Source organism: Amycolatopsis sp. NPDC102389 (genome assembly GCF_044765885.1).
In the GTDB taxonomy this organism is placed as follows: Bacteria; Actinomycetota; Actinomycetes; order Mycobacteriales; family Pseudonocardiaceae; genus Amycolatopsis.
Genome location: NZ_JBIWKX010000022.1, coordinates 43,940 through 62,818 on the forward strand (window position 1 = coordinate 43,940; position 18,879 = coordinate 62,818).

Annotated in this window: 17 protein-coding genes and 1 pseudogene; 13 read left to right on the top strand and 5 right to left on the bottom strand. The window is 69.5% G+C overall.

Annotated elements, in window-relative coordinates; translation table 11 throughout:
* Genes ACIRGA_RS20095 through ACIRGA_RS20105 form a run of 3 tightly spaced genes read left to right on the top strand, consistent with a single transcriptional unit; the run spans position 1 to position 2,708 of the window.
* Complete coding sequence (locus tag ACIRGA_RS20095) at positions 1–627, top strand: DUF3558 domain-containing protein (RefSeq protein WP_400942986.1); 627 nt, start codon at positions 1–3, stop codon at positions 625–627.
* Positions 624–1,952, top strand: a complete 1,329-nt coding sequence (locus ACIRGA_RS20100) for a hypothetical protein (RefSeq protein ID WP_400942988.1) — start codon at positions 624–626, stop codon at positions 1,950–1,952. The genes ACIRGA_RS20095 and ACIRGA_RS20100 overlap by 4 nt, the downstream gene beginning before the upstream one ends.
* Before the next feature lie 24 nt (positions 1,953–1,976).
* Positions 1,977–2,708, top strand: coding sequence for an ESX secretion-associated protein EspG (locus tag ACIRGA_RS20105; RefSeq protein WP_400943074.1), 732 nt, complete (start codon positions 1,977–1,979; stop codon positions 2,706–2,708).
* A 493-nt stretch (positions 2,709–3,201) separates the two neighbouring features.
* On the opposite strand, the gene ACIRGA_RS20110 is transcribed toward ACIRGA_RS20105, so the two are convergent.
* The gene (locus ACIRGA_RS20110; protein ID WP_400942990.1) at positions 3,202–4,023 is read right to left on the bottom strand and encodes a MarR family transcriptional regulator; all 822 of its coding nucleotides are present in this window, start codon (positions 4,021–4,023) and stop codon (positions 3,202–3,204) included.
* 198 nt (positions 4,024–4,221) lie between these two features.
* Here ACIRGA_RS20110 and pip point away from each other — a divergent pair, with 198 nt between their 5' ends.
* Positions 4,222–5,127 carry a prolyl aminopeptidase gene (gene pip, locus ACIRGA_RS20115; RefSeq protein ID WP_400943076.1) on the top strand — a complete coding sequence of 302 codons (906 nt, stop codon included), beginning with the start codon at positions 4,222–4,224 and terminating at the stop codon, positions 5,125–5,127.
* Positions 5,128–5,196: 69 nt separating this feature from the next.
* On the opposite strand, the gene ACIRGA_RS20120 is transcribed toward pip, so the two are convergent.
* A complete protein-coding gene (locus ACIRGA_RS20120) occupies positions 5,197–6,384 on the bottom strand; it encodes a Glu/Leu/Phe/Val dehydrogenase dimerization domain-containing protein (protein ID WP_400942992.1) in 1,188 nt (395 codons plus the stop codon).
* A 162-nt stretch (positions 6,385–6,546) separates the two neighbouring features.
* Here ACIRGA_RS20120 and ACIRGA_RS20125 point away from each other — a divergent pair, with 162 nt between their 5' ends.
* The 7 genes from ACIRGA_RS20125 (at position 6,547) to ACIRGA_RS20155 (ending at position 14,182) form a co-directional block, all read left to right on the top strand.
* Positions 6,547–7,470, top strand: a complete 924-nt coding sequence (locus ACIRGA_RS20125) for a LysR family transcriptional regulator (protein WP_400942993.1) — start codon at positions 6,547–6,549, stop codon at positions 7,468–7,470.
* Positions 7,471–7,599: 129 nt separating this feature from the next.
* A complete protein-coding gene (locus ACIRGA_RS20130; protein WP_400942995.1) occupies positions 7,600–8,862 on the top strand; it encodes a glutamate-cysteine ligase family protein in 1,263 nt (420 codons plus the stop codon).
* A complete protein-coding gene (egtB, locus tag ACIRGA_RS20135) occupies positions 8,859–10,208 on the top strand; it encodes an ergothioneine biosynthesis protein EgtB (protein WP_400942997.1) in 1,350 nt (449 codons plus the stop codon). Before ACIRGA_RS20130 ends, egtB begins: the two co-directional genes overlap by 4 nt.
* A 5-nt stretch (positions 10,209–10,213) precedes the next feature.
* Positions 10,214–10,978, top strand: coding sequence for an ergothioneine biosynthesis protein EgtC (gene egtC / locus ACIRGA_RS20140; protein WP_400942998.1), 765 nt, complete (start codon positions 10,214–10,216; stop codon positions 10,976–10,978).
* Positions 10,975–11,952: an L-histidine N(alpha)-methyltransferase gene (egtD, locus tag ACIRGA_RS20145; protein ID WP_400942999.1), complete on the top strand. Its 978-nt coding sequence runs from the start codon at positions 10,975–10,977 to the stop codon at positions 11,950–11,952. The genes egtC and egtD overlap by 4 nt, the downstream gene beginning before the upstream one ends.
* Positions 11,953–11,998: 46 nt before the next feature.
* Positions 11,999–12,421: a nitroreductase family deazaflavin-dependent oxidoreductase gene (locus tag ACIRGA_RS20150; protein WP_400943077.1), complete on the top strand. Its 423-nt coding sequence runs from the start codon at positions 11,999–12,001 to the stop codon at positions 12,419–12,421.
* Between the two features lie 156 nt (positions 12,422–12,577).
* The gene (locus ACIRGA_RS20155; protein WP_400943001.1) at positions 12,578–14,182 is read left to right on the top strand and encodes an alpha/beta hydrolase; all 1,605 of its coding nucleotides are present in this window, start codon (positions 12,578–12,580) and stop codon (positions 14,180–14,182) included.
* Between the two features lie 207 nt (positions 14,183–14,389).
* On the opposite strand, the gene ACIRGA_RS20160 is transcribed toward ACIRGA_RS20155, so the two are convergent.
* From ACIRGA_RS20160 to ACIRGA_RS20170, 3 genes are read right to left on the bottom strand one after another with little or no spacing between them, the layout of a single operon-like run.
* Complete coding sequence (locus tag ACIRGA_RS20160) at positions 14,390–14,737, bottom strand: darcynin family protein (RefSeq protein WP_400943004.1); 348 nt, start codon at positions 14,735–14,737, stop codon at positions 14,390–14,392.
* A 15-nt stretch (positions 14,738–14,752) separates the two neighbouring features.
* Positions 14,753–15,643 (bottom strand): SDR family oxidoreductase, encoded by an 891-nt coding sequence (locus ACIRGA_RS20165; protein ID WP_400943005.1) that lies wholly within the window; start codon positions 15,641–15,643, stop codon positions 14,753–14,755.
* 13 nt (positions 15,644–15,656) lie between these two features.
* Complete coding sequence (locus ACIRGA_RS20170) at positions 15,657–17,075, bottom strand: MFS transporter (protein WP_400943079.1); 1,419 nt, start codon at positions 17,073–17,075, stop codon at positions 15,657–15,659.
* A 144-nt stretch (positions 17,076–17,219) separates the two neighbouring features.
* Here ACIRGA_RS20170 and ACIRGA_RS20175 point away from each other — a divergent pair, with 144 nt between their 5' ends.
* The gene (locus ACIRGA_RS20175; RefSeq protein ID WP_400943007.1) at positions 17,220–18,173 is read left to right on the top strand and encodes a LysR family transcriptional regulator; all 954 of its coding nucleotides are present in this window, start codon (positions 17,220–17,222) and stop codon (positions 18,171–18,173) included.
* A 135-nt stretch (positions 18,174–18,308) separates the two neighbouring features.
* A pseudogene (locus ACIRGA_RS20180) lies at positions 18,309–18,770 on the top strand (MgtC/SapB family protein); the annotation flags it as partial.
* Between the last annotated feature and the right edge of the window lie 109 nt (positions 18,771–18,879).

The window sequence follows — 18,879 nt, forward strand, 5'->3', positions numbered from 1 at the left end:
ATGCCGAACGTGTTGAGGAATCGCGCCGCGGTGGCGGCGCTCGTGCTCGTTTCCGTCGCGGTCGCCGGCTGTACCGGGGAGACGCCCGGTACGGCTACGCCGACCTCGGGAACCTCGCCGTCGTCTGCGTCTTCTGCCGCACCGGAGGACCCGAACGTCCCGAAGGTGGCGAATCCACTGGACGCCTCGGCGTTCGTCGGCGACGTGTGCAAGCTGCTCCCGCCCGCTGCGGCCGCGGACCTGGGGTTCACCGCGCCCGGCGAGTCGAAGGGCGAAGGCAGCAATCCGGGTTGCAGCTGGCAGATTCGCGGCAAGGCCGACAGTTTGCTGATCATCCTCGGCAGCGGCAACCGCGAAAAGGGTATGGGCGGTCTGGCGGGCCTGCACAAAGCCAAGGAAGCCGGACAGCTGAGGTTCCTCGAGCCCGGCCCGGAGGTCGACGGTTATCCGACCGTTTACTACGGGTTGCAGGACCGGCGAGCGAGTGGCAGCTGCGATCTCGCGGTGGGCGTCGCCGACGATCTGGCGATCAGCACCCTCGCCAAGGGGTACGACAACGAGCAGGATTCATGCGGGACCGCGCAGAAACTCGCGTCGGCCGTGATCAAGACACTCAAGGGGGCATGAGGGTGGACGGCAAACAGATCTACGAGAACTTCACCCAGGGCGACACGCGCAACCTGCGCAGCGCGGCCGACCGCGTCGCGGAGCTTTCCGACGCGTATGTCGAGCGCGGCATGGCCATCAAGGCCCTGCAGACGCGGATGGCGTCCTCCTGGACCGGTTCCGCCGCCGACGCGGCCAACGCCGGTGCGGGCCCGCTGGAGCAGGCATTCAAGGAGACGGCGGACCCGCTGTTCACGACCAGGAATTCGGTCACCACGCAGGCCGACAGTTTCGACGACTCGGGGTCGTCGGTCGTCCCCGTGCCGCCGAAGCCGGACAAGCCCAACCCCTGGACCACCGGCCTGAAGGGCGCGATCCCGATCGCCGGGCCGTTCATGGTCAACAACGACATCAAGAACTACCAAGAGGGCGTCGCGAAGCACGAGGCGGCGAACCAGAACAACGTCCGCGTGATGGACCAGTACGACTCGGTCACCAGCAGCACGAGCTCCAGCCTGCCGACCGACTACGGTGTGCTGAAGAACGACGGCGCGGACGTCAGCGTCAAGACCCCCGGCGGTAAGCCCCCGATCACCCCGCCGGTCATCCCGGTCAAGCCCATCAGGAACGGCGGCGGGGACGACGACGGCGGCACCGACACCAGCGGTACGGACGACAACGGCACCACCAACCCGAACCAGAACAAGCCGGGCGACGAGCGCACGCCGACCAAACCGGGCCCGAACGACGACCGCCCGGTGATCCCGAGGGATCGGCCGGAGCCCACCATCCCGCCGACGACGCGCAAGCCGGGCGACGGGGACGACACCACGCGCCCGTCGGGTGGCGGCAAGGGCAGGCCGGGGCCGAGGACCGAGCTCCCGGGCAGGATCCCCGGACGTGGTCCCGGCGGCGACTCGGACACGGTCGTCGGCCTCCCGAACGGCCCCGGTCAGAACTACAACCCCGGCGGCGGCCCTGGGCAGAACCCGCCCGGAAGCACCGGCGGACGCAACGTGCCCCCGTCCAACAGCGCCGCGGGCAGGCTGCTCGGTGGCGAGGGCGGCACCGGTGGCCGGGCGGGCGCTCCCGGTTCCGGCGGTCTGGGCTCGGGCAGGGGATCCGGCATGGGCGGCCTGGGTGGCGCCGACCACCTGGCCGGTTCCGGCGGCCGTGGAGCGGGCGGACGTGGCGGTGGCCAGATGGGTCCGATGGGGGCAGGCGGCAGGCGTGCCGACGGCGAGGAGGACGACGAGCACCAGCGTCCCGACTACCTGATCGAGGCCGACCCGGACGCGATCTTCGGCACCGACCAGCGGACCAGTCCGCCGGTCATCGGCGAGTAGCGGATGACCGTGAGAACAGGCCGGGTGGACGTCCCGGTCGAAGCCTTGGCGGTGCTCGCCGAACGCGAACGCGTCGGCGACCTGCACATCACGCTGCGTCCCGAACCGCGCTGGCTGTCCAGGACGGCCCGCGCGGAGGCGGACAAGCGAGTGGAAGCGGCGCTGGCGCAAGCCGGGCTGCTGGATTCGAGCGGCCGCGCGTCGGTCGACTTCCTGGACTGGCTTCCGGTACTCACGAAACCGGCCATCGAGTACTACGGCTGGGTGAACACCGGAGGCGAGACCTACGGCGTCCTCGCCGCCTCGCTGGGACTGCAGGCGGTCCTGGCGGTGGCGTCCGGCGACTGGGTCGGGCTGCAGGAGATCGATCGGCGACGGCTGCCCGAAACCCTGATCGAGCAGCTGCCGCCCGTTCCGGCGGGCGGCGGCAGGCTGCGCACGGTCCGCGCGTACGAGCTCGAAGAGGCGGCCCGCCGCGGCCCGGACACGCATTCGCTGCCCCCGGTGATCGCGGACATCGTCAGCCTCGTGCAGCGGCCGGTCGAGGGGAGCGGTGAGCTCTACGTCGGCAAGCGGGACGAGGTCGGCAGGCATGTGGCCGTCGAGGATCCGCTCCATTTCGCCGACACCGACTGGGGCCGGTACCTCAGTTACACGACCGGCCACGGCAACGACGCCGTGGTCCACATCGGACCCGCCGGCCAGGCGGAGCTGGCGGACGCGCTTCGGCACGTCGCCAGCACCCTGGGCGGCTAGGGGGCTCTCTGTGCCACCTTCGAGTGTCCACTAAGGACGCTGGTGGTGGCCTGGGGTCCGTTTGATGTGTATATGTACGGTTTTCGCGTGGGGTCGTGAGTGGCAAGTGTCGTTATTGAGGGGTAAGTCAAACGTGTCGCGGCGTGGGGCCGGTAGTGAAGGCCTCCTTGCCTACTCTGACGGTAGCGAAGGAGGCTTTCGCTACCGTGAGATGTGATTCGTGGTGACAGTGGGACGGCTGCTTCCTCGGCGGCCGGTCGTGAAGTACATGAAGGCCCCCTTCCTTGCGCTAGACGTAAGGAAGGGGGCCTTCATGTACTTCGGTAAGGCGTGAACACGCGAGTTCCGTCTACGAACACGCGAGATCCGGGGCTGAGCACGCGAGTGCGGTGTCGCGTCACCCCAGCCCACCGTCTCGCGGGTGGCGGCTTCCCGCGAGTGGGCGACACCTGGGTGCGGAGACCACCAACAGGGCTTGCGGGACACCGCCTAGTCACATCGGAAACACCGCCCGGAGGGCGGCCGAGATCGGTTCGAGGTCGGCGACGAGGCGCTCGAGTTCGTGAGGACTCAGGGCGTTGTAAGGCGCCTCCGCGAGCCGGTCGGTCATGGCCTCGACGCGTTCCTTCGTAGCGCGCCCGGCCGAGGTGAGCCAGCCGTCCGCCCCGACGAGGCCGCGGTCGCGCATGCCGTCGACGACCGCGGTCAGTCGCGCGGCGGGGAGATGGCCTACCCGGCCGAACTCGTGCGCGGGCATGCCGACGGACAGGGCGTGGAGCACGTGGGACTCGGTTCCGCCGATGTCCTCGGCCAGCAAGGCGACGGTGTGGCCGTCGCCGCGGTGCTCCCGCAGGAGAGTGGCGGCGTGCCACAGCCTGGCGACGGGCTCCTTCGGGACAGCGACAGTGCGGAGGGCGGCGTAGAGGGCACGTCCTTCCACAGGTGCACTGGTCGCCGCCTTCAGCAGGAGGTCGCCGGCGCGCGTGACGCCGGGGGCGTCGGCAAGGGCACCGAGGATCCGCCGCATTCCCGCCACACATCCCCGCTCGCGGGCGGCCAGCGCCGCCTCGGGCGTGGTCAGCTCCCAGACCTTCGGAAGGTGGCGCGCCACCTCGCCGGGGGCGAAGTTGTAGAAGATCGCGTGGATCACCTCGGCGGGCACCGACCGGCCGAACGGCGCGGCGCGTCCGGCGAAGTAGGCGTCCCACTGGTTGCGCAGCCCGAGCGCCATCAAGGCCTCGTCGGACTCGTCGGCGAAGTAGGGCACCAGGCCGATGGGCTCGATCAGGTCGTACATGCGGCGGGCGTGCGACATCTCATCCCCTGAGGTTCGTGGCGGCGCCCTGGTGGCGGCCGCTCACCTTCTCCACGAACGCCCGCTGCCGGAACAGACACTCTGGCCGGAAGTATTTGCCCGCCGCTATTGTGACAGCGCTGTTGTATTTCTGGCGGGGTCTGGGAGGACGAGAACGTGACACGGCTGTATCCGGAAATCGAACCGTACGACCACGGGATGCTCGACGTCGGCGACGGGCACCTCGTGTACTGGGAGGTCTGCGGGAACCCTGATGGCAAGCCCGCCGTCACGCTGCACGGCGGCCCCGGAAGCGGCTGCAGTACCGGCCTGCGCCGGTACTTCGACCCGGCGAAGTACCGCGTCGTGCTGTTCGACCAGCGAGGCTGCGGCCGGAGCACCCCGCACGCGGGTGAGCCCGAGGCCGACCTCTCCGCCAACACCACCGACCACCTGATCGCCGACATGGAGCGGCTTCGCGAGCATCTGGGCATCGAGAAATGGCTGCTCTTCGGCGGTTCCTGGGGCTCGGTGCTCGGGCTGGTCTACGCGGAGCGCCAACCGGACCGGGTTTCGGAGATGGTCCTGATGGGCTTGGCGACCGGACGCCGGAGCGAGACCGACCTGCTCACCCGCGGCCTCGGCGGTGTCTTCCCCGAGGCGTGGGCGAAGTTCCGCGACGGTGTTCCCGAAGAGGACCGCGACGGCGACCTGGCGGCCGCGTACCTGAAGCTGCTGATGGACCCGGATCCGGCGGTGCACGAGAAGGCGGCGGCCGCCTGGTGCGCCTGGGAGGACGCGATCATCCCGACCTCCCCGCCGTACAAGAGCTTCGAGAGTCCGAAGTTCCGGCTCGCCTTCGCCAGGCTGGTCACGCACTACTGGAGCCAAGGGTCCTTTTTGGACGAAGGCGTGGTCCTGCGGGAGGCCGGGAAGCTGGCCCACATCCCGGCCGTGCTCGCCGAAGGAAGCCTCGACCTGAGCAACCTCGTCGGCACCCCGTGGGAGCTGGCGCACGCTTGGCCCGGCAGCGAACTGGTGGTCATCGACGACGTCGGCCACAGCACCCAGGACGAACCGATGCGCGAAGTCCTCGTCGGCGCGACGGACCGCTTCGCCTCCTGAGCCACGGATTGCGCGTGAAGGCCCCCTGTCCTCGGCTCAGTCGAGGGCAGGGGGCCTTCACGCGCGTTGTCAGGGGATGACCAGCGCGGGGGCGGTTTCGGGAGTGGCGGCGTCCGAACGGGTGGTTTCGGCGAGCCGCAGCCCGGTGGTGCGGGGAGCGATCCGGTCGAGGTTCCACGAACTCAGCAGCAGGGCCACCTTCGCCCGCATCTCGGTCCGCAGACGCAGGAACGAATCGGCCGGATCGGCGCCGACCTCGCCGAGCAGGAGCCACCAGGCCCACGCGGCTGCGCCGGCGTTCGCGACGAAGTCCGGGATCACCGGGATGCCGCGGGCCGCCAGTCCTGCTTCGGCGTCGGGTGTGGTCGCCGCGTTGGCCGCTTCGATGACGACCTTCGCCTTGACGGCGCCCTGATTCCCGGCGCGCAGCGCGTACGAGATCGCCGCCGGGACGAGGATGTCGGCCTCCGTCGAAACGATCTCGTCGCGGGGGAGCAGCCGGACGTCGGCGGGGAGCCGGCTCCGGTCGATCTCGCCGTAGGAGTCGCGCAGTTCCAGCAGCGCCGGGATGTCGAGGCCTTCGGGCCGGTACAGCGTCCCGGCCGCGTCGGCGACCGCGACGACCTTCATCCCGGCTTCGTGCAGGTACCAGGCCGCGCCGCCACCCATGGTGCCGATGCCCTGGACGGCGACCGTGGTGTTCTCCGCGGTCCATTCCCACGCGTCGGCGACACCGAGGCAGGCCTGCGCGACGCCATAGCCGCCGATCACGTCGCCGAGCAGGAGCCCTCCGGGGACCGGGGTGCTCAGACCGGCCTGCACGCGCCGAAGGGTGCGCGCCGGATCGGCCGAACGACGGATCGCGGCGTGGTACGACTGCTCGAGCCCGAGTTTCGCGAACACCTCGTCGATCAGGTGCTGGGGCACACCGAGGTCTTCGGCGGTCACCCAGTGGTTGTCGATCCACGGCCGCAGGAACGCGCAGAACCGTTCCAGCACACCGAAAGCACGTTCGTCCTTCGGATCGAAGTCGATGCCGCCCTTGGCCCCGCCGACCGGCAGGCCGAAGGTCGCGGTCTTGTTCGCCATCCCCCTCGCCAGGTCCTCGACCTCGGTCATCGTGCAGCCCGCGCGCATCCGGGTCCCGCCGGTCGCGATACCGGAGACCAGGGTGTGCACTACGAGGTAGCCGGTGGCACCGGTGACGGGGTCGGTCCAGACAAGCCTCATCAGCGGTTCGGCGTTCCTCGCGGCCATGCGGCCACCTCCTTCGTGGATTCGGGGTCGTCCTGCGTCACTTCCGAGGGTGCGCCCCGGCGGGCGCGCGCGTCCATTTACCGAATCTGAACGATGACGTGCAGAGAAACTGGTGTAACGCGCCATCCGGCGTCCGCGACCGCGCCCGATTACGTTGGGACCATGGAGCTTTCGTTGCACCGCCTGCGGATGCTCCGCGAGCTGAGCCGGCGCGGCACCGTCACGGCGGCCGCCGCTTCGCTGCATTACACCGCTTCGGCGGTATCGCAGCAGCTGGCTCAGCTGGAGCGGGACGTGGGCGCGAAGCTGTTCGAACGATTCGGCAGGCGGGTGCAGCTGACCGAACTGGGGTTGCTGCTCACCGAACACGCCGAGGAGATCCTGGGGTCGGTCGAACGCGCGACATTGGCCTTGGAGGAGGCCCAGGCGACCGTTTCGGTCCGCCTGATGGCCGGGGTGTGGGCGTCGGTCGCTTCGGGCCTGTTGCCGCATGCGCTGGCCGCGCTCGCGGGTGAGCATCCGGGGATCCAGGTCCGGACCCGTGAGCTGGCCCCCGAGGACACCGCCGACGCCGTCCGAGACGGCGAACTGGACCTGTCGTTCGTCCTCGACTATTCCGACGCGCCGATGCCGTGGGACGCGGGCCTGGAACGCGCGGTGATCGCGGTCGAACGGCTGCACGCCGCCGTACCCGCCGGTGCGGTGCCCGCCGGGAGTGCTTCCTTACTCGAACTGGGTGAGCACCCCTGGATCCTGGCCAGCCCGAAGAGTCATTTCGGCCGCGCGGTGCGCACAGCGTGTCACCGCCACGGGTTCGAGCCCAAGATCAACCACGAGGTCGAGGAGCAGTCCACGGCGATGGCGATGGTCAGGGCGGGGCTCGGAGTGACCCTCGTTTCCGACCTCGGGCTCGGGCTCCGGCCGCCGGGGATCGACGTCGTCGCGTTGACCACACCGTTGCTGCGGACGGTTTCGATCGCCTACCGGACGACCTCGTCGCGGCGACCGGCGTTGCAGCTGGTGATCGAGGCGGTCCGCAACGCGGCCGCGGCGTTGGGGCTGGGCACTGAGCCCGCTTTGCCCTGATCGTCCCGTCCCGAGAGCTGGTCCGGCGATCCTGCCCGGCAAGAACCGGCCTGAATTTGTCGGACCTCGCGTGTAGCGTCCGAAGTCAAGGTATCTCAGGTATCGGACAACCGACTGGACGGCGGAAAGATGACTACTGTTCATGATTTCCCCGAGAAGTCCGGGAGCGCGTCGAACGCGACGGCGAAGGTCCTGTCGGACCGCGCCGAAGGTGAGGCGTATGTGGCTTCCGTGTGCTTCAAACACGGGCCACCGAGACTTCTCGGCGTAGAGCTGGAATTCACCGTGCACTACGCCGACGAGCCCGCCCGGCCGCTCGATCCCGACGATCTCGCCACCGCGCTCGGCCCGCATACGCCGCGGACCCTGCGCCCCGACAGCCCCGCCCTCCCGCTTCCGGCAGGTTCGCCGCTGAGCCTCGAGCCCGGATGCCAGGTGGAGATCTCCGCTCAACCACAGACCACGCTGCGTCACCTGGACGCCGTCGTCTCGGCCGATCTGGCCCATCTCGAAAGTCTTCTCGCCGCACGAGGCCTGTACCTGGGTGACACCGGGATAGACAGGTATCGCGCCCCCGCCCGCAAACTGGGCACCCCGCGTTACGCCGCGATGGAACGCCGCTTCGCCCCGATGGGCGACGGTGGCGCGACGATGATGTGCAGCACCGCGGGCCTGCAGGTCTGTGTGGACGCCGGCGAGGCGCACGACCTGGCCGTCCGCTGGGCCGCCGTCCACGCGCTCGGTCCGCCCTTGCTCGCCACCTTCGCCAATTCCCGGATCCACGCCGGACGCGACACCGGCCACGCGTCCGCTCGCTGGCTCGCCGTGATGGAAACGGAAAAGGCCCGCACCCGGTCGGCGGAACCGAGTGACGATCCGGCCGCGGAGTGGGCGGGCAGGATCCTGGACACCCCGCTGATGGTCCTTCCCGGCCCCGGCGGCCGCTGGGACGCGCCCGAGTCCCTGACCTTCGCCGACTGGATCGACGGGCGGGGCGAGGGCTCCGGGCTCGGCAGGCCGACCGAGGACGACCTGGCCTATCACCTGACGACGTTCTTCACCCCGGTCCGTCCACAGGGGTATCTGGAGATCCGCTACCTGGACGCCCAGCCCGCCGCCAGGTGGCTGCACCCGGTGGCCCTGCTGGCCGCACTGCTCGCGCGCCCGTCCACAGTGGACAAGGTGCTCGAACTGTGCGAACCGGTCATGGGCCGATGGGAGCGCGCGGCCCGGTTCGGCCTGGCCGACCGGGCGATCGCCGCCGTCGCCAGCAAGGTGGTGGACCTCGGCTGTGCCGAACTGGGCACGACCGGTCTGCCGCCGGAGACCATCACCGAGATCAGCGAGGGCGTGCAGTCCCTCGTCCGCGGTTCGAGGAGCCACCAGTCATGAGCGTGGAAAGCACCGAGACCAACCCGCTTCGCGCGCTGAGCCCGCAAGACCTGCGGGCGCACGCGGCCGAGGCGCTCACCAGGGCCCGCGAGCGCAGCGTCGCGCTGACGGACGTCGACGACGAAGACCTGGTCCGTCAGCATTCGAAACTGATGTCGCCGCTGGTCTGGGACCTCGCGCACATCGGCAGCCAGGAGGAGCTCTGGCTGGTGCGCGACGTCGGCGGCCGCGAGGCGCTCCGGCCCGACATCGACGACATCTACGACGCGTTCCAGCACGCCCGCGCGGATCGCCCGGCGCTGCCGCTGCTGGGCCCGGAGGAAGCGCGCAAGTACGTCCGCGAGGTCAGGGAGAAATCCTTCGACATCCTGGAATCCGTTCCGCTGCAAGGCAGGCGGCTCACCGAGGACGCCTTCGCCTTCGGCATGATCACCCAGCACGAGCAGCAGCACGACGAGACGATGCTGGCCACCCATCAGCTGCGCAAGGGCGATCCGGTGCTGCACGCGCCCGCCCCGCCGCCGTCGCGGTCCGGGCCGCTGCCCGCGGAGGTGTTCGTGCCCGGCGGGGCCTTCACCATGGGTACTTCCGCCGAGCCGTGGGCGCTGGACAACGAGCGGCCGGCGCACGAGGTCGCGGTGGAGGCGTTCTTCATCGACACCGCGCCCGTCACCTGCGGGGCGTACGCCGATTTCCTCGACTCCGGCGGTTACGAAGACCCGAAGTGGTGGAGCGAGCGCGGCTGGGCGTATCGCAGCGAGCACGGCATCCACGCGCCTCGTTTCTGGAAACGGGAGCAGGACGGCTGGTGGCGGACGCGGTTCGGCGTCTACGAGAAGGTGCCCGCCGCGGAACCCGTCGTCCACGTTTCCTTCCACGAGGCCGAGGCGTACGCCGCCTGGGCTGGACGGCGCCTGCCGACGGAGCCGGAATGGGAGAAGGCCGCCCGGTTCGACCCGGCGACCGGACGTTCGCGCCGGTTCCCCTGGGGCGACGAGGAACCCAGCCCCGACCACGCCAACCTCGGGCAGCGGCACCTGCGGCCCGCGGAGGTCGGCGCGTACCCGGCGGGTGCGTCGCCGCTGGGTGTCCACCAGCTGATCGGCGACGTCTGGGAGTGGACCAGCAGCGGCTTCGAGGCGTATCCGGGTTTCGCCGCGTTCCCGTACAAGGAGTACTCGGAGGTGTTCTTCGGCGGGGACTACCGGATCCTGCGCGGTGGCTCGTTCGGCACGGACGCGGCGGCCATCCGCGGCACGTTCCGCAACTGGGATCACCCGATCCGGCGGCAGATCTTCTCCGGGTTCCGCTGTGCCCGGGACGCGCGGCCGAGCGAGGTGGCCTGAGCGGCATGTGCCGTCATCTCGCGTATCTCGGCGAGCCGCGTTCGCCCGCCGAGACGCTCTTTCACGCCCCTCATTCGCTGCTCGTGCAGTCCTACGCTCCCCGTGACATGCGGGGAGGCGGCTCGGTCAACGCGGACGGGTACGGCCTCGGCTGGTACGCCGAAGGTCCCGAACCGTTGCGGCTGCGCCGGTCCGCTCCCTTGTGGACGGACGGTGATCTGCCCGCCCTCGCCGGCTCGGTCCGGTCGCACGCCTTCCTGGCGGCGGTCCGGAACGGGACGACGGGGATGCCGGTGGTCGAGGCGGCGAACGCGCCGTTCACCGGCGGCGGCTACCTCTTCAGCCACAACGGGCTCGTGCGGGGCTGGCCGGACTCGATGGCCGAGCTCGCCGCGAAACTGCCGATCACCCGGCTGCTGACGCTGGAGGCGACCACGGATTCGGTACTGCTGTGGGCTTTGCTGCGTGAACGGCTCGACGCGGGCGAAGATCCGCTCGCGGCCGTCACCTGGCTGACCGGAGTCGTCGAGGAGGCGGGGCCGGGTTCGCGGCTCAATCTCCTGCTGACCGACGGCCGGACGCTCATCGGTACCGCGTGGACGCATTCCCTGTCCTATCGGGACACCGGTGACGGTGTGCTCGTCGCGTCGGAACCGTGCGACGACGATCCCGGCTGGACCCCCGTTCCCGACCACCACGCCGTCCGGGTCACCGGCGCGGGCGTGGAGATCCTGCCCCTCGAAGCCGATCGGAGCCCTGAGGCACGATGACCGAACTCGACCTCGACGTACACCACAGCGAATCGGATATCACCGAGCAGTTGCGCGCGGACGTCCGCGCCGGGCTGGCGGCGGAGCAGAAGTGGTTGTCGCCCAAATGGTTCTACGACGCGCGCGGCAGCGATCTGTTCGAGAAGATCACCGCCCTTCCCGAGTACTACCCGACCCGGAGCGAACGGGAGGTGCTCGCCGCGCGTGGTGGCGAGATCGCCGAAAGCTCGGACGCGCACACCCTCGTCGAACTCGGTTCCGGATCGAGTGAAAAGACGAGGCTCCTGCTCGACGCCCTCACCAGCCACGGCACCCTGAAGGAGTTCGTCCCGCTCGACGTCTCCGAAACCGCGCTCGCCGATGCCGCGGAAGCCATCACGGCCGACTACCCGTCCCTCGAAGTCCGGGGCGTGGTCGGTGACTTCACCCAGCATCTCGACCTGCTGCCGGGTGACCGGCCGCGACTGGTGGTCTTCCTCGGCGGCACGATCGGCAACTTCCTCCCCGCCGACCGCGCCACGTTCCTGCGCTCGGTCCGTGAGGTGCTCGACGAAGGGGAGTGGTTCCTTCTCGGGACAGACCTGGTGAAGGACCGGGAAACCCTGGAACGCGCCTATGACGACGCGGCCGGGGTCACCGCCGAGTTCAACCGCAACATGCTCCACGTGATCAACAACGGCCTCGGCGCGAACTTCGACCCGGCCGCGTTCGACCACGTCTCGTATTGGGACGAGGAGAACGAATGGATCGAAATGCGCCTGCGTGCCCGTGCGCCGCTGACCGTCGACATCCCGGGCGCCGATTTGCGGGTGAAGTTCGCCGAGGGTGAATACGTGCGCACGGAGATCTCCGCGAAGTTCCGGCGGAAGGGAATCGCCGCGGAACTGGCCGAAGCCGGTTTCTCCGTGGAGAAATGGTGGACGGACTCGGAATCGCGGTTCGGCGTGAGCCTGGCAAGATCTGTCCGTGGCTAACCCTCTCACGTCGCTCGCCCGCGCGCTCGGCACGAAACCGTGGCTCATGGGGCTCGCGGGCGGGATCATCTGGGTGGACAAGCGACTCCACCGGCTGTTCAAGGGGAAGGTGAGCCTGGTCGCGCTGGCCGGGCTCCCTTCCCTTCGGCTGACCACGACCGGCCGGAAGAGCGGGCTGCCCCGCAGTACCAATCTTTTGTACTTCCCGCACGAGGAGGGCTTCGTGCTCGTCGGCTCCAATTGGGGGAGGCCGAACGATCCTGCGTGGACGCACAACCTGCGGTCGCATCCCGACGCGGTCGTCGCGCTGGCGGGCAAGGAGATCCCGGTCAGGGCCAGGGAACTGCTCGATGACGAGTACGAAGCGATGTGGAAACTGCTGCTGGAGTTCTGGCCCGGTTACTCCATGGAGGCCCACGCCGCTCGCCGTGTGTTACCGATTTTCGAGTTGAAGACAACCACTCGATAGGTTCGTACCATCCTTTCGGCCGGTGACTGGGTTACCGGCTTGTGCGAGGCTCGCTTGGTGTTACGCGCCGTGACGTCGACGGCGCATCGTGCGACGTGGTCCATCACGTCGCCAGCCGAGGGAGGAGTCGTTTTGCCGAGATCCACAAGGAGGCCGGTGCGCGGTTTCGCACTGGTAGGGGCACTCGTGGCCGGCGCCGCGCTGACCGGTGCTTCCGGGACGGCGATCGCCGCACCGGACGCCGGGACGTCCGCCGCCCAGGTCGGCGCGACGGCGCCGGTGAACTGGGGTGCCTGCACGGCGGACCAGCTCCGCGGTGTTCCGGCCGATCAGGTGAAGTCCTACAGCTGTGCGCGGTATCGCGTGCCGATCGACCACGACAACGCGGCGCTCGGCACGATCGACATCGCGATGCTGAAGCGGGCGGCGAAGACACCCGACAAGAAGGTCGGTTCGCTGTTCCTCAACCCGGGCGGTCCCGGCGGCTCCGGGTTCCGGATGCCGATCGGCGCGGCGAACTACTTCCAGCCGCAGGTGCTGGACCGGTTCGACCTGATCGGGTTCGACCCGCGCGGGGTCGGCGCCAGCAACCCGCTCAAATGCTTCACCACGCAGGAGGACGCGGACGACGTCTTCGCCGCGCAGATCCCCGTGCCGCTGTCCCGGCAGGAGATCTCCGGGACGCTGGCTTCGTACCGCGACTACGGCCAGTTCTGCAAGAACAACGCGGGCGCGCTGCTGAACCACATGTCCACCAAGGACGTCGTGCGTGACCTCGACAAGATGCGGGCGGCCGTCGGCGACCAGAAGCTGACCTTCGTCGGCTTCTCGTACGGGACCTTGATCGGGTCGACGTACACGTCGATGTTCCCGAAGCAGAGCCGGGCGATCGTCATCGACGGCAACGTCGACCCGGCGCTGCGCACCAGCGACGGCGTGCAGTACGACCGCGAGCGCGCTCGCGGGTTCGAGATCGCGCTGGACGGTTTCCTGCGCAAGTGCGCGCAGGTCGGGCCGAAGTGCTCCTTCAGCGCGGGCACGCCGCGGGAGAAGTTCGACGAGATCCGCGACCACCTGCGCCAGCAGCCGATCAAGCTGCCGGACGGGAGCAGCTACGACATCAACGCGTTCACCAGCACGGTCTCGGGTGTGCTGTACTCGCCGTCGTCGTTCCCGCCGCTGGCCGACGACCTGCAGGCGCTGTACAACGTCGTCCACCCGCCGGCGGCGCAGACGCAGACGGCGCAGGCCGTCGAGCTGAAGGTGCTGCGGTCGGGGGCGAACGGGCGCGCGGACGCGAACCCGGACAGCCCGTACACCGGCGACGACTCCTACTTCGCCGTGAACTGCTCGGACAAGAAGATCACGATCAAGCAGGAGAAGGTCCCGGAGATCGCCGCGAAGTGGGAGAAGGAATCGCCCACTTTCGGTCGCTACCAGGCGTTCTCGGACGTGGCGGGCTGCCCGGTGTGGCCGGTGAAGAAGCCGGACGTCTACCGCGGTCCGTGGCAGGCCAAGACCGACACCCCGGTGCTGGTCGTCGGGAACTTCTACGACCCGGCGACCCAGTACCTGTTCTCGAAGCGGATGGCCGACGAGCTGGGCAACGCCCGGCTGCTCTCGGTCGACGCCTTCGGGCACTGCATCCTGGGCGACTCGCTCGGGGTGGACAAGGTGACGGCCGATTACCTGATCGACCTGAAGGTCCCGGCCAACGGCCAGGTCTTCCAGCCGAACGTCCAGCCGTTCGAAACCGCCTGATCCAGGGCTGAAGAACACGAAGGCCACCGCCACGGCGGTGGCCTTCGTGGCGTCCGGGGACCGGTCCCGAAGCCCCGGCCTTAGGGTTCCGGACGGGGAGGGCCGGATTGGCCGGACGACTGCTCGTCCAGGAGATCCGGGTGGGTAACCAGGGCACCGGCTTCGGCTTGGTCGCGGCCGCCGGTGCGCCTGGCTTACCCGCCGGCTTCAGGCGTTGACGCTCGCGTAGTCGTCCAGACCGTAGTTCGTGGCGTACGCGTTCTCGACCCCGACCAGAAGGTCGACGACCTCGAAGTACCGGTCCCAGAACGGCGTCTCGCGCAGTGCCTCGACGAGCAGCTGGTACGAGTGATGGTCGTCGGCCTCCCACACCCACACGTCGGTCACGCGCGCGGAGTAGAACTCGGTGTCGAAGAACCGGGACCGGACACCCTTCACCTTGCTCTCGATGGCCGGGAGGACCTCGGTTTTGAAGGCCTCCACGCGCTGTTCGACGGTGAGGCCGAGCCACTCGGGCGTGGTCTTCACCAGCATGAACGCGGTCACTTCGGACATGATGTTTCCTCTCGATCAGGCGTAGGCGCCGGCTTCGATGTCCTCGGCCAGGCTCGGTCCGTACGGGGTCCACTTCAGGAGTTCACGGGTGCGCTCGCTGGACGCGGACATGTCCAGCGCGAAGAACCGGCCGACGAACCCGAAGTGCTCGGCCGCGTTCTCGGGTGCCACGGACACCACTGGGACGTCGAGCGCCCGTCCGACGGCTTCGGCGATTTCCTTCGTGGTGACGGCTTCTTCCGCGACCGCGTGGAGCAGCGAGCCGGTGGGCGCGCCTTCCAGTCCCAGCCGGACGAGCCGGGCCGCGTCGGTGCGGTGCACGGCTGCCCACGCCGCGGTGCCGTCGCCGAGGTAGCCGGAGACGCCGTGCTCGCGAGCGGCCGCGACGAGCGCGGCGACGAAACCGTGGTCGCCCGCTCCGTGCACGGACGGCGCGAAGCGGGCACTGATCACCCGCATGCCCTTTTCGGCGTACTCGAGCGCGAGGTTCTCGGCGCCGCCACGGTGGGAGCCGGGGCCGACCGCGGGGGAGAGGTCGCTTTCGATGGCGGGGCGCCCCGTGGCCAGGGTCGAGAGGCCCGCGGCGAGAACGAAGGCCCGTCCCGTCCCGGTCAACGCGTCGGCGAAGGTCTGAACGGCCGCCCGCTCGGCGCGGTTGGACTCCGCGGGGTTGCCCCAGTCGTGTTTGTTCGCCAGGTGGATGACGGCGTCGGCGTTCTCGGCGCCCGCACGGAGGCCGTCGAGATCGTCCAGGTCGCCGCGGCGGATCCGGGCGCCCTTCCGCTCGAGCGCGGCGGCGGAGGTGTCCGAGCGGGCGAGGCCGGTGACCTCGTGCCCGGCGTCGAGTAGCTCGTCCACGACGGCCGAGCCGATCCAGCCGGTCGCCCCGGTGACGAATACGTGCATGGGAATGCTCCTTCTACTTGGTGTTACGGGAAAGTCGTGATTGCAGGACGACGAGCGCCCCGAGGACGAGCACGCTCACACCGATCACCCGGAGTGCCGTGCTCGCGCCGGTGACGAACGCGGAGATCACTTCGGGGGAGCGGCCGGGCACGGCTGCGAGCGCCTGCGCGACGGTGTGCGGATCGTGGTCCGCGCGGATGTCGGACGGCAGCGCCGCGACGAACCGTCCGGTGAGGACGGTGCCGATGACCGCGACGCCGAGCGCGCTGCCGAATTCACGCGTGGTGGCCTGCAGCCCGGCGCCGACACCCGCCTGCGCGGGAGGTAGCGAGCCGGAGATCGCGGCGGACAGCGTCGGAAGGGCCAGCGTGACCCCGATCCCGGTCACCACGAGCCAGGCGGCGTAGACCGGATACGGCGTCGAAGCGTCGCTTGTGGACAGTCCGATGAGGCCGCCGCCGCAGCAGAGGAACGCGAGGGCGACGATGCCGTCGACTCCGAAGCGCCGGACGAGCTTGCCGACGTGCCGTGCGCCGAGGATGACCGGGACGGTCAGCGGGATGATCCCGAGCCCGGTCGCCAGTACCCCGAAACCCTTGCCGTACTGGAGGAAGGACGCGTTGACGTAGAACAGCGCGAACATCCCGAAGAAGATCGCGGTCATGCCGAGACAGGCACTGCGCAGCGCGGGCACACGGAACAACCGGGGATCGAGCAGCGGGTGCTCGGCCTTCAGTTCCACGAACGTCCACAGGACTAAAAGCACGACCGAGCCGGTGAATCCGCACAGGACGATCGGGCTGGCCCAACCCTCTTCAGGACCTTCGACGATGCCGAGCAGCAGCGCGACCGAAGCGCCGACGAGCAGGACGACCCCGAGCGGGCTGAGCGGACGCTCGTGCCGCGGGGACAGCGGTGCGATCCGGGCGACGAGCGCGACGAGCACCAGCGAGAGCGGGACGGCGGCCGCGAACAGCCATCGCCACGATCCGCCCGCCAGCACGGCGCCGCCGCCCACGTTCCCCACGACACCGCCGATCCCGGTCATCGACGCCCAGGTCGCGATGGTCACTCCCTTGCGCGCGGCGGGGACGGCGTGCAGCAGGACGGCGAGCGTGTTGGGCAGCACCGCGGCTGCCCCGATCCCGGTGACCGCCCGGCCCGCCACCAGGAACGGCACGTCGGTCGCGATCGCGGACAGCAACGCGCCGAGTGCGAAAAGCGCCAGGCCTGCGAGCAGGACGCCCTTGCGGCCGAAGCGATCACCCGCCGCTCCGCCAGGGATCACGAGACAGGCGAAGAAGAGGACATAGGTGTCGACGATCCAGATCAGCGCCGACGCGGACGGGTGGAGGTCGCTCGCGGCGAGCATCGGGACGGCGAGGTTGATCGCGGCGACCATCCCGACCACGAGCACGACACAGGCGCACATGGCGGTCAACAGGCCGCGTCGGTCCGCTGCGGCTTCGGGAGCGTCGCGGATTTGAAGTCGGAGTGGCATGTTCACGACGCTATGGGCCAGCGAGTTCTTCGTGCCACGCAACTTGTACAAGGCATAGTTGCGTACGATGCAACTATGGCCGATCAGCTGGATCTCAACCTTCTGCGGGTGTTCGACGCGCTGCTGCGGGAGGGGAGTGTGACGGCGGCCGCCGAACGCCTGCATCTGTCGATCCCGGCGGCCAGCCGGGCGCTCGGCCGGTTGCGGCGCGCGATGGGAGACCCGATCCTGGTGCGCGCCGGCCGCGGGATGGTGCCGACACCCTTCGCCCTCCGGACGGCCCCGCGGGTGCGATCGCTGCTCGACGAGGCTTCGGCGCTGATCAGCGCGGATCGTGATCTGGCGATCGGCGCCCTCGAACGCACCTTCACCATCCGCATCAACGACGGCGTCGCCGCGACACTGACGACGGCCGCCGTCGAGGCGACCGCCGCCGTCGCGCCGGGCGTCGTCCTGCGCTTCGTCGCGGAAGGCAGTGAAAGCATCGAAGCCTTGCGAGACGGTTCGGTGGACCTCGACATCGGCGCGGGTGACATCACGGCGCCCGACATCCACTCGACGCTGCTGTACCACGAACGCGTGGTCGCGATTGTCAGGGCGGACGGTCCGCTCGGTGGTGTGCGACGTCCGACGCTGGCGCAGCTTTGCCGCTATCCCCACGTTTCCGCGTCGCGGCGGGGCAGGGGCAGGGGACCGCTCGACGACGTGCTCGAGGCGGCCGGGCTCCAGCGCCGGGTCGCGGCGGTCGTCCCCACCTCCGCCGTCGCCGCGTTCCTGGTCGCGTCGAGCGACTACGTCGGGCTCGCACCCCAGCGGCTCGCGGAACAGTACGGCCGGTCACTCGGCATCCGCTGGTTCCCGATCCCCGCCGACCTCCCGCGGATCGAGGTCTGCCAGCTCTGGCACGCGCGGCTCGACGCCGATCCGGCCCAGCGCTGGCTGCGTGACACGATCCACGCCGCGCTCGGGGCGTCCGGTGGTAGAGTCCCGAAGGTTGATCAACACCGTTCGAGTACGAAAGCGAGGTGAGCGGCACATGCCGGAAGACAGTTCTGGACCGACCGGACGTGGTCGCCGTTCACCCGTGTGCGCGGTGCGCTGACCTGCTCCGGTCTCCTTTCCCTGTCTGGCTTTGTGTACGCACGCCAGAAAAGAGCCGGAATCATGAACACCTTCGAAATGCTGCTCAGGGTCGGCACCGGCGTCGGTCTCGGCGCCGTCATCGGCATCGAGCGCCAGTACCGCGCCCGGATGGCCGGACTCCGCACCAACGCCCTCGTCGCCGTCGGCGCGACCCTCTTCGTCCTGTTGTCCGCCCACGGTTTCGGCGGGCTGAACACCAGCGGTGACGCCGACCCGACGCGGGTCGCCGCCCAGATCGTCTCCGGTATCGGTTTCCTCGGCGCCGGGGTGATCCTGCGGGACGGGCTCAACGTGCGCGGGCTCAACACCGCGGCCACGCTGTGGTGCTCGGCGGCCGTCGGATCCCTTGCAGGGGCGGGACTTTACGTCGTCGCACTCGCCGGGACGGCGGTGATCGTCGGGGTCAACGTGCTGTTGCGCCCGCTCGGCCGCGTCGTCGACCGCCGTCCGGAACAGCGGGAAGAGTGCTCGGAGCAGGAAGAGCACGGGACCGCTTGACGGCTGAGGTCGTGAGTGGCAAAGAGGGTTCGAACCCTCATTGCCACTCACGACCTCGGCCAAGATCGTATATATAGCCATAAACCGGACAGTG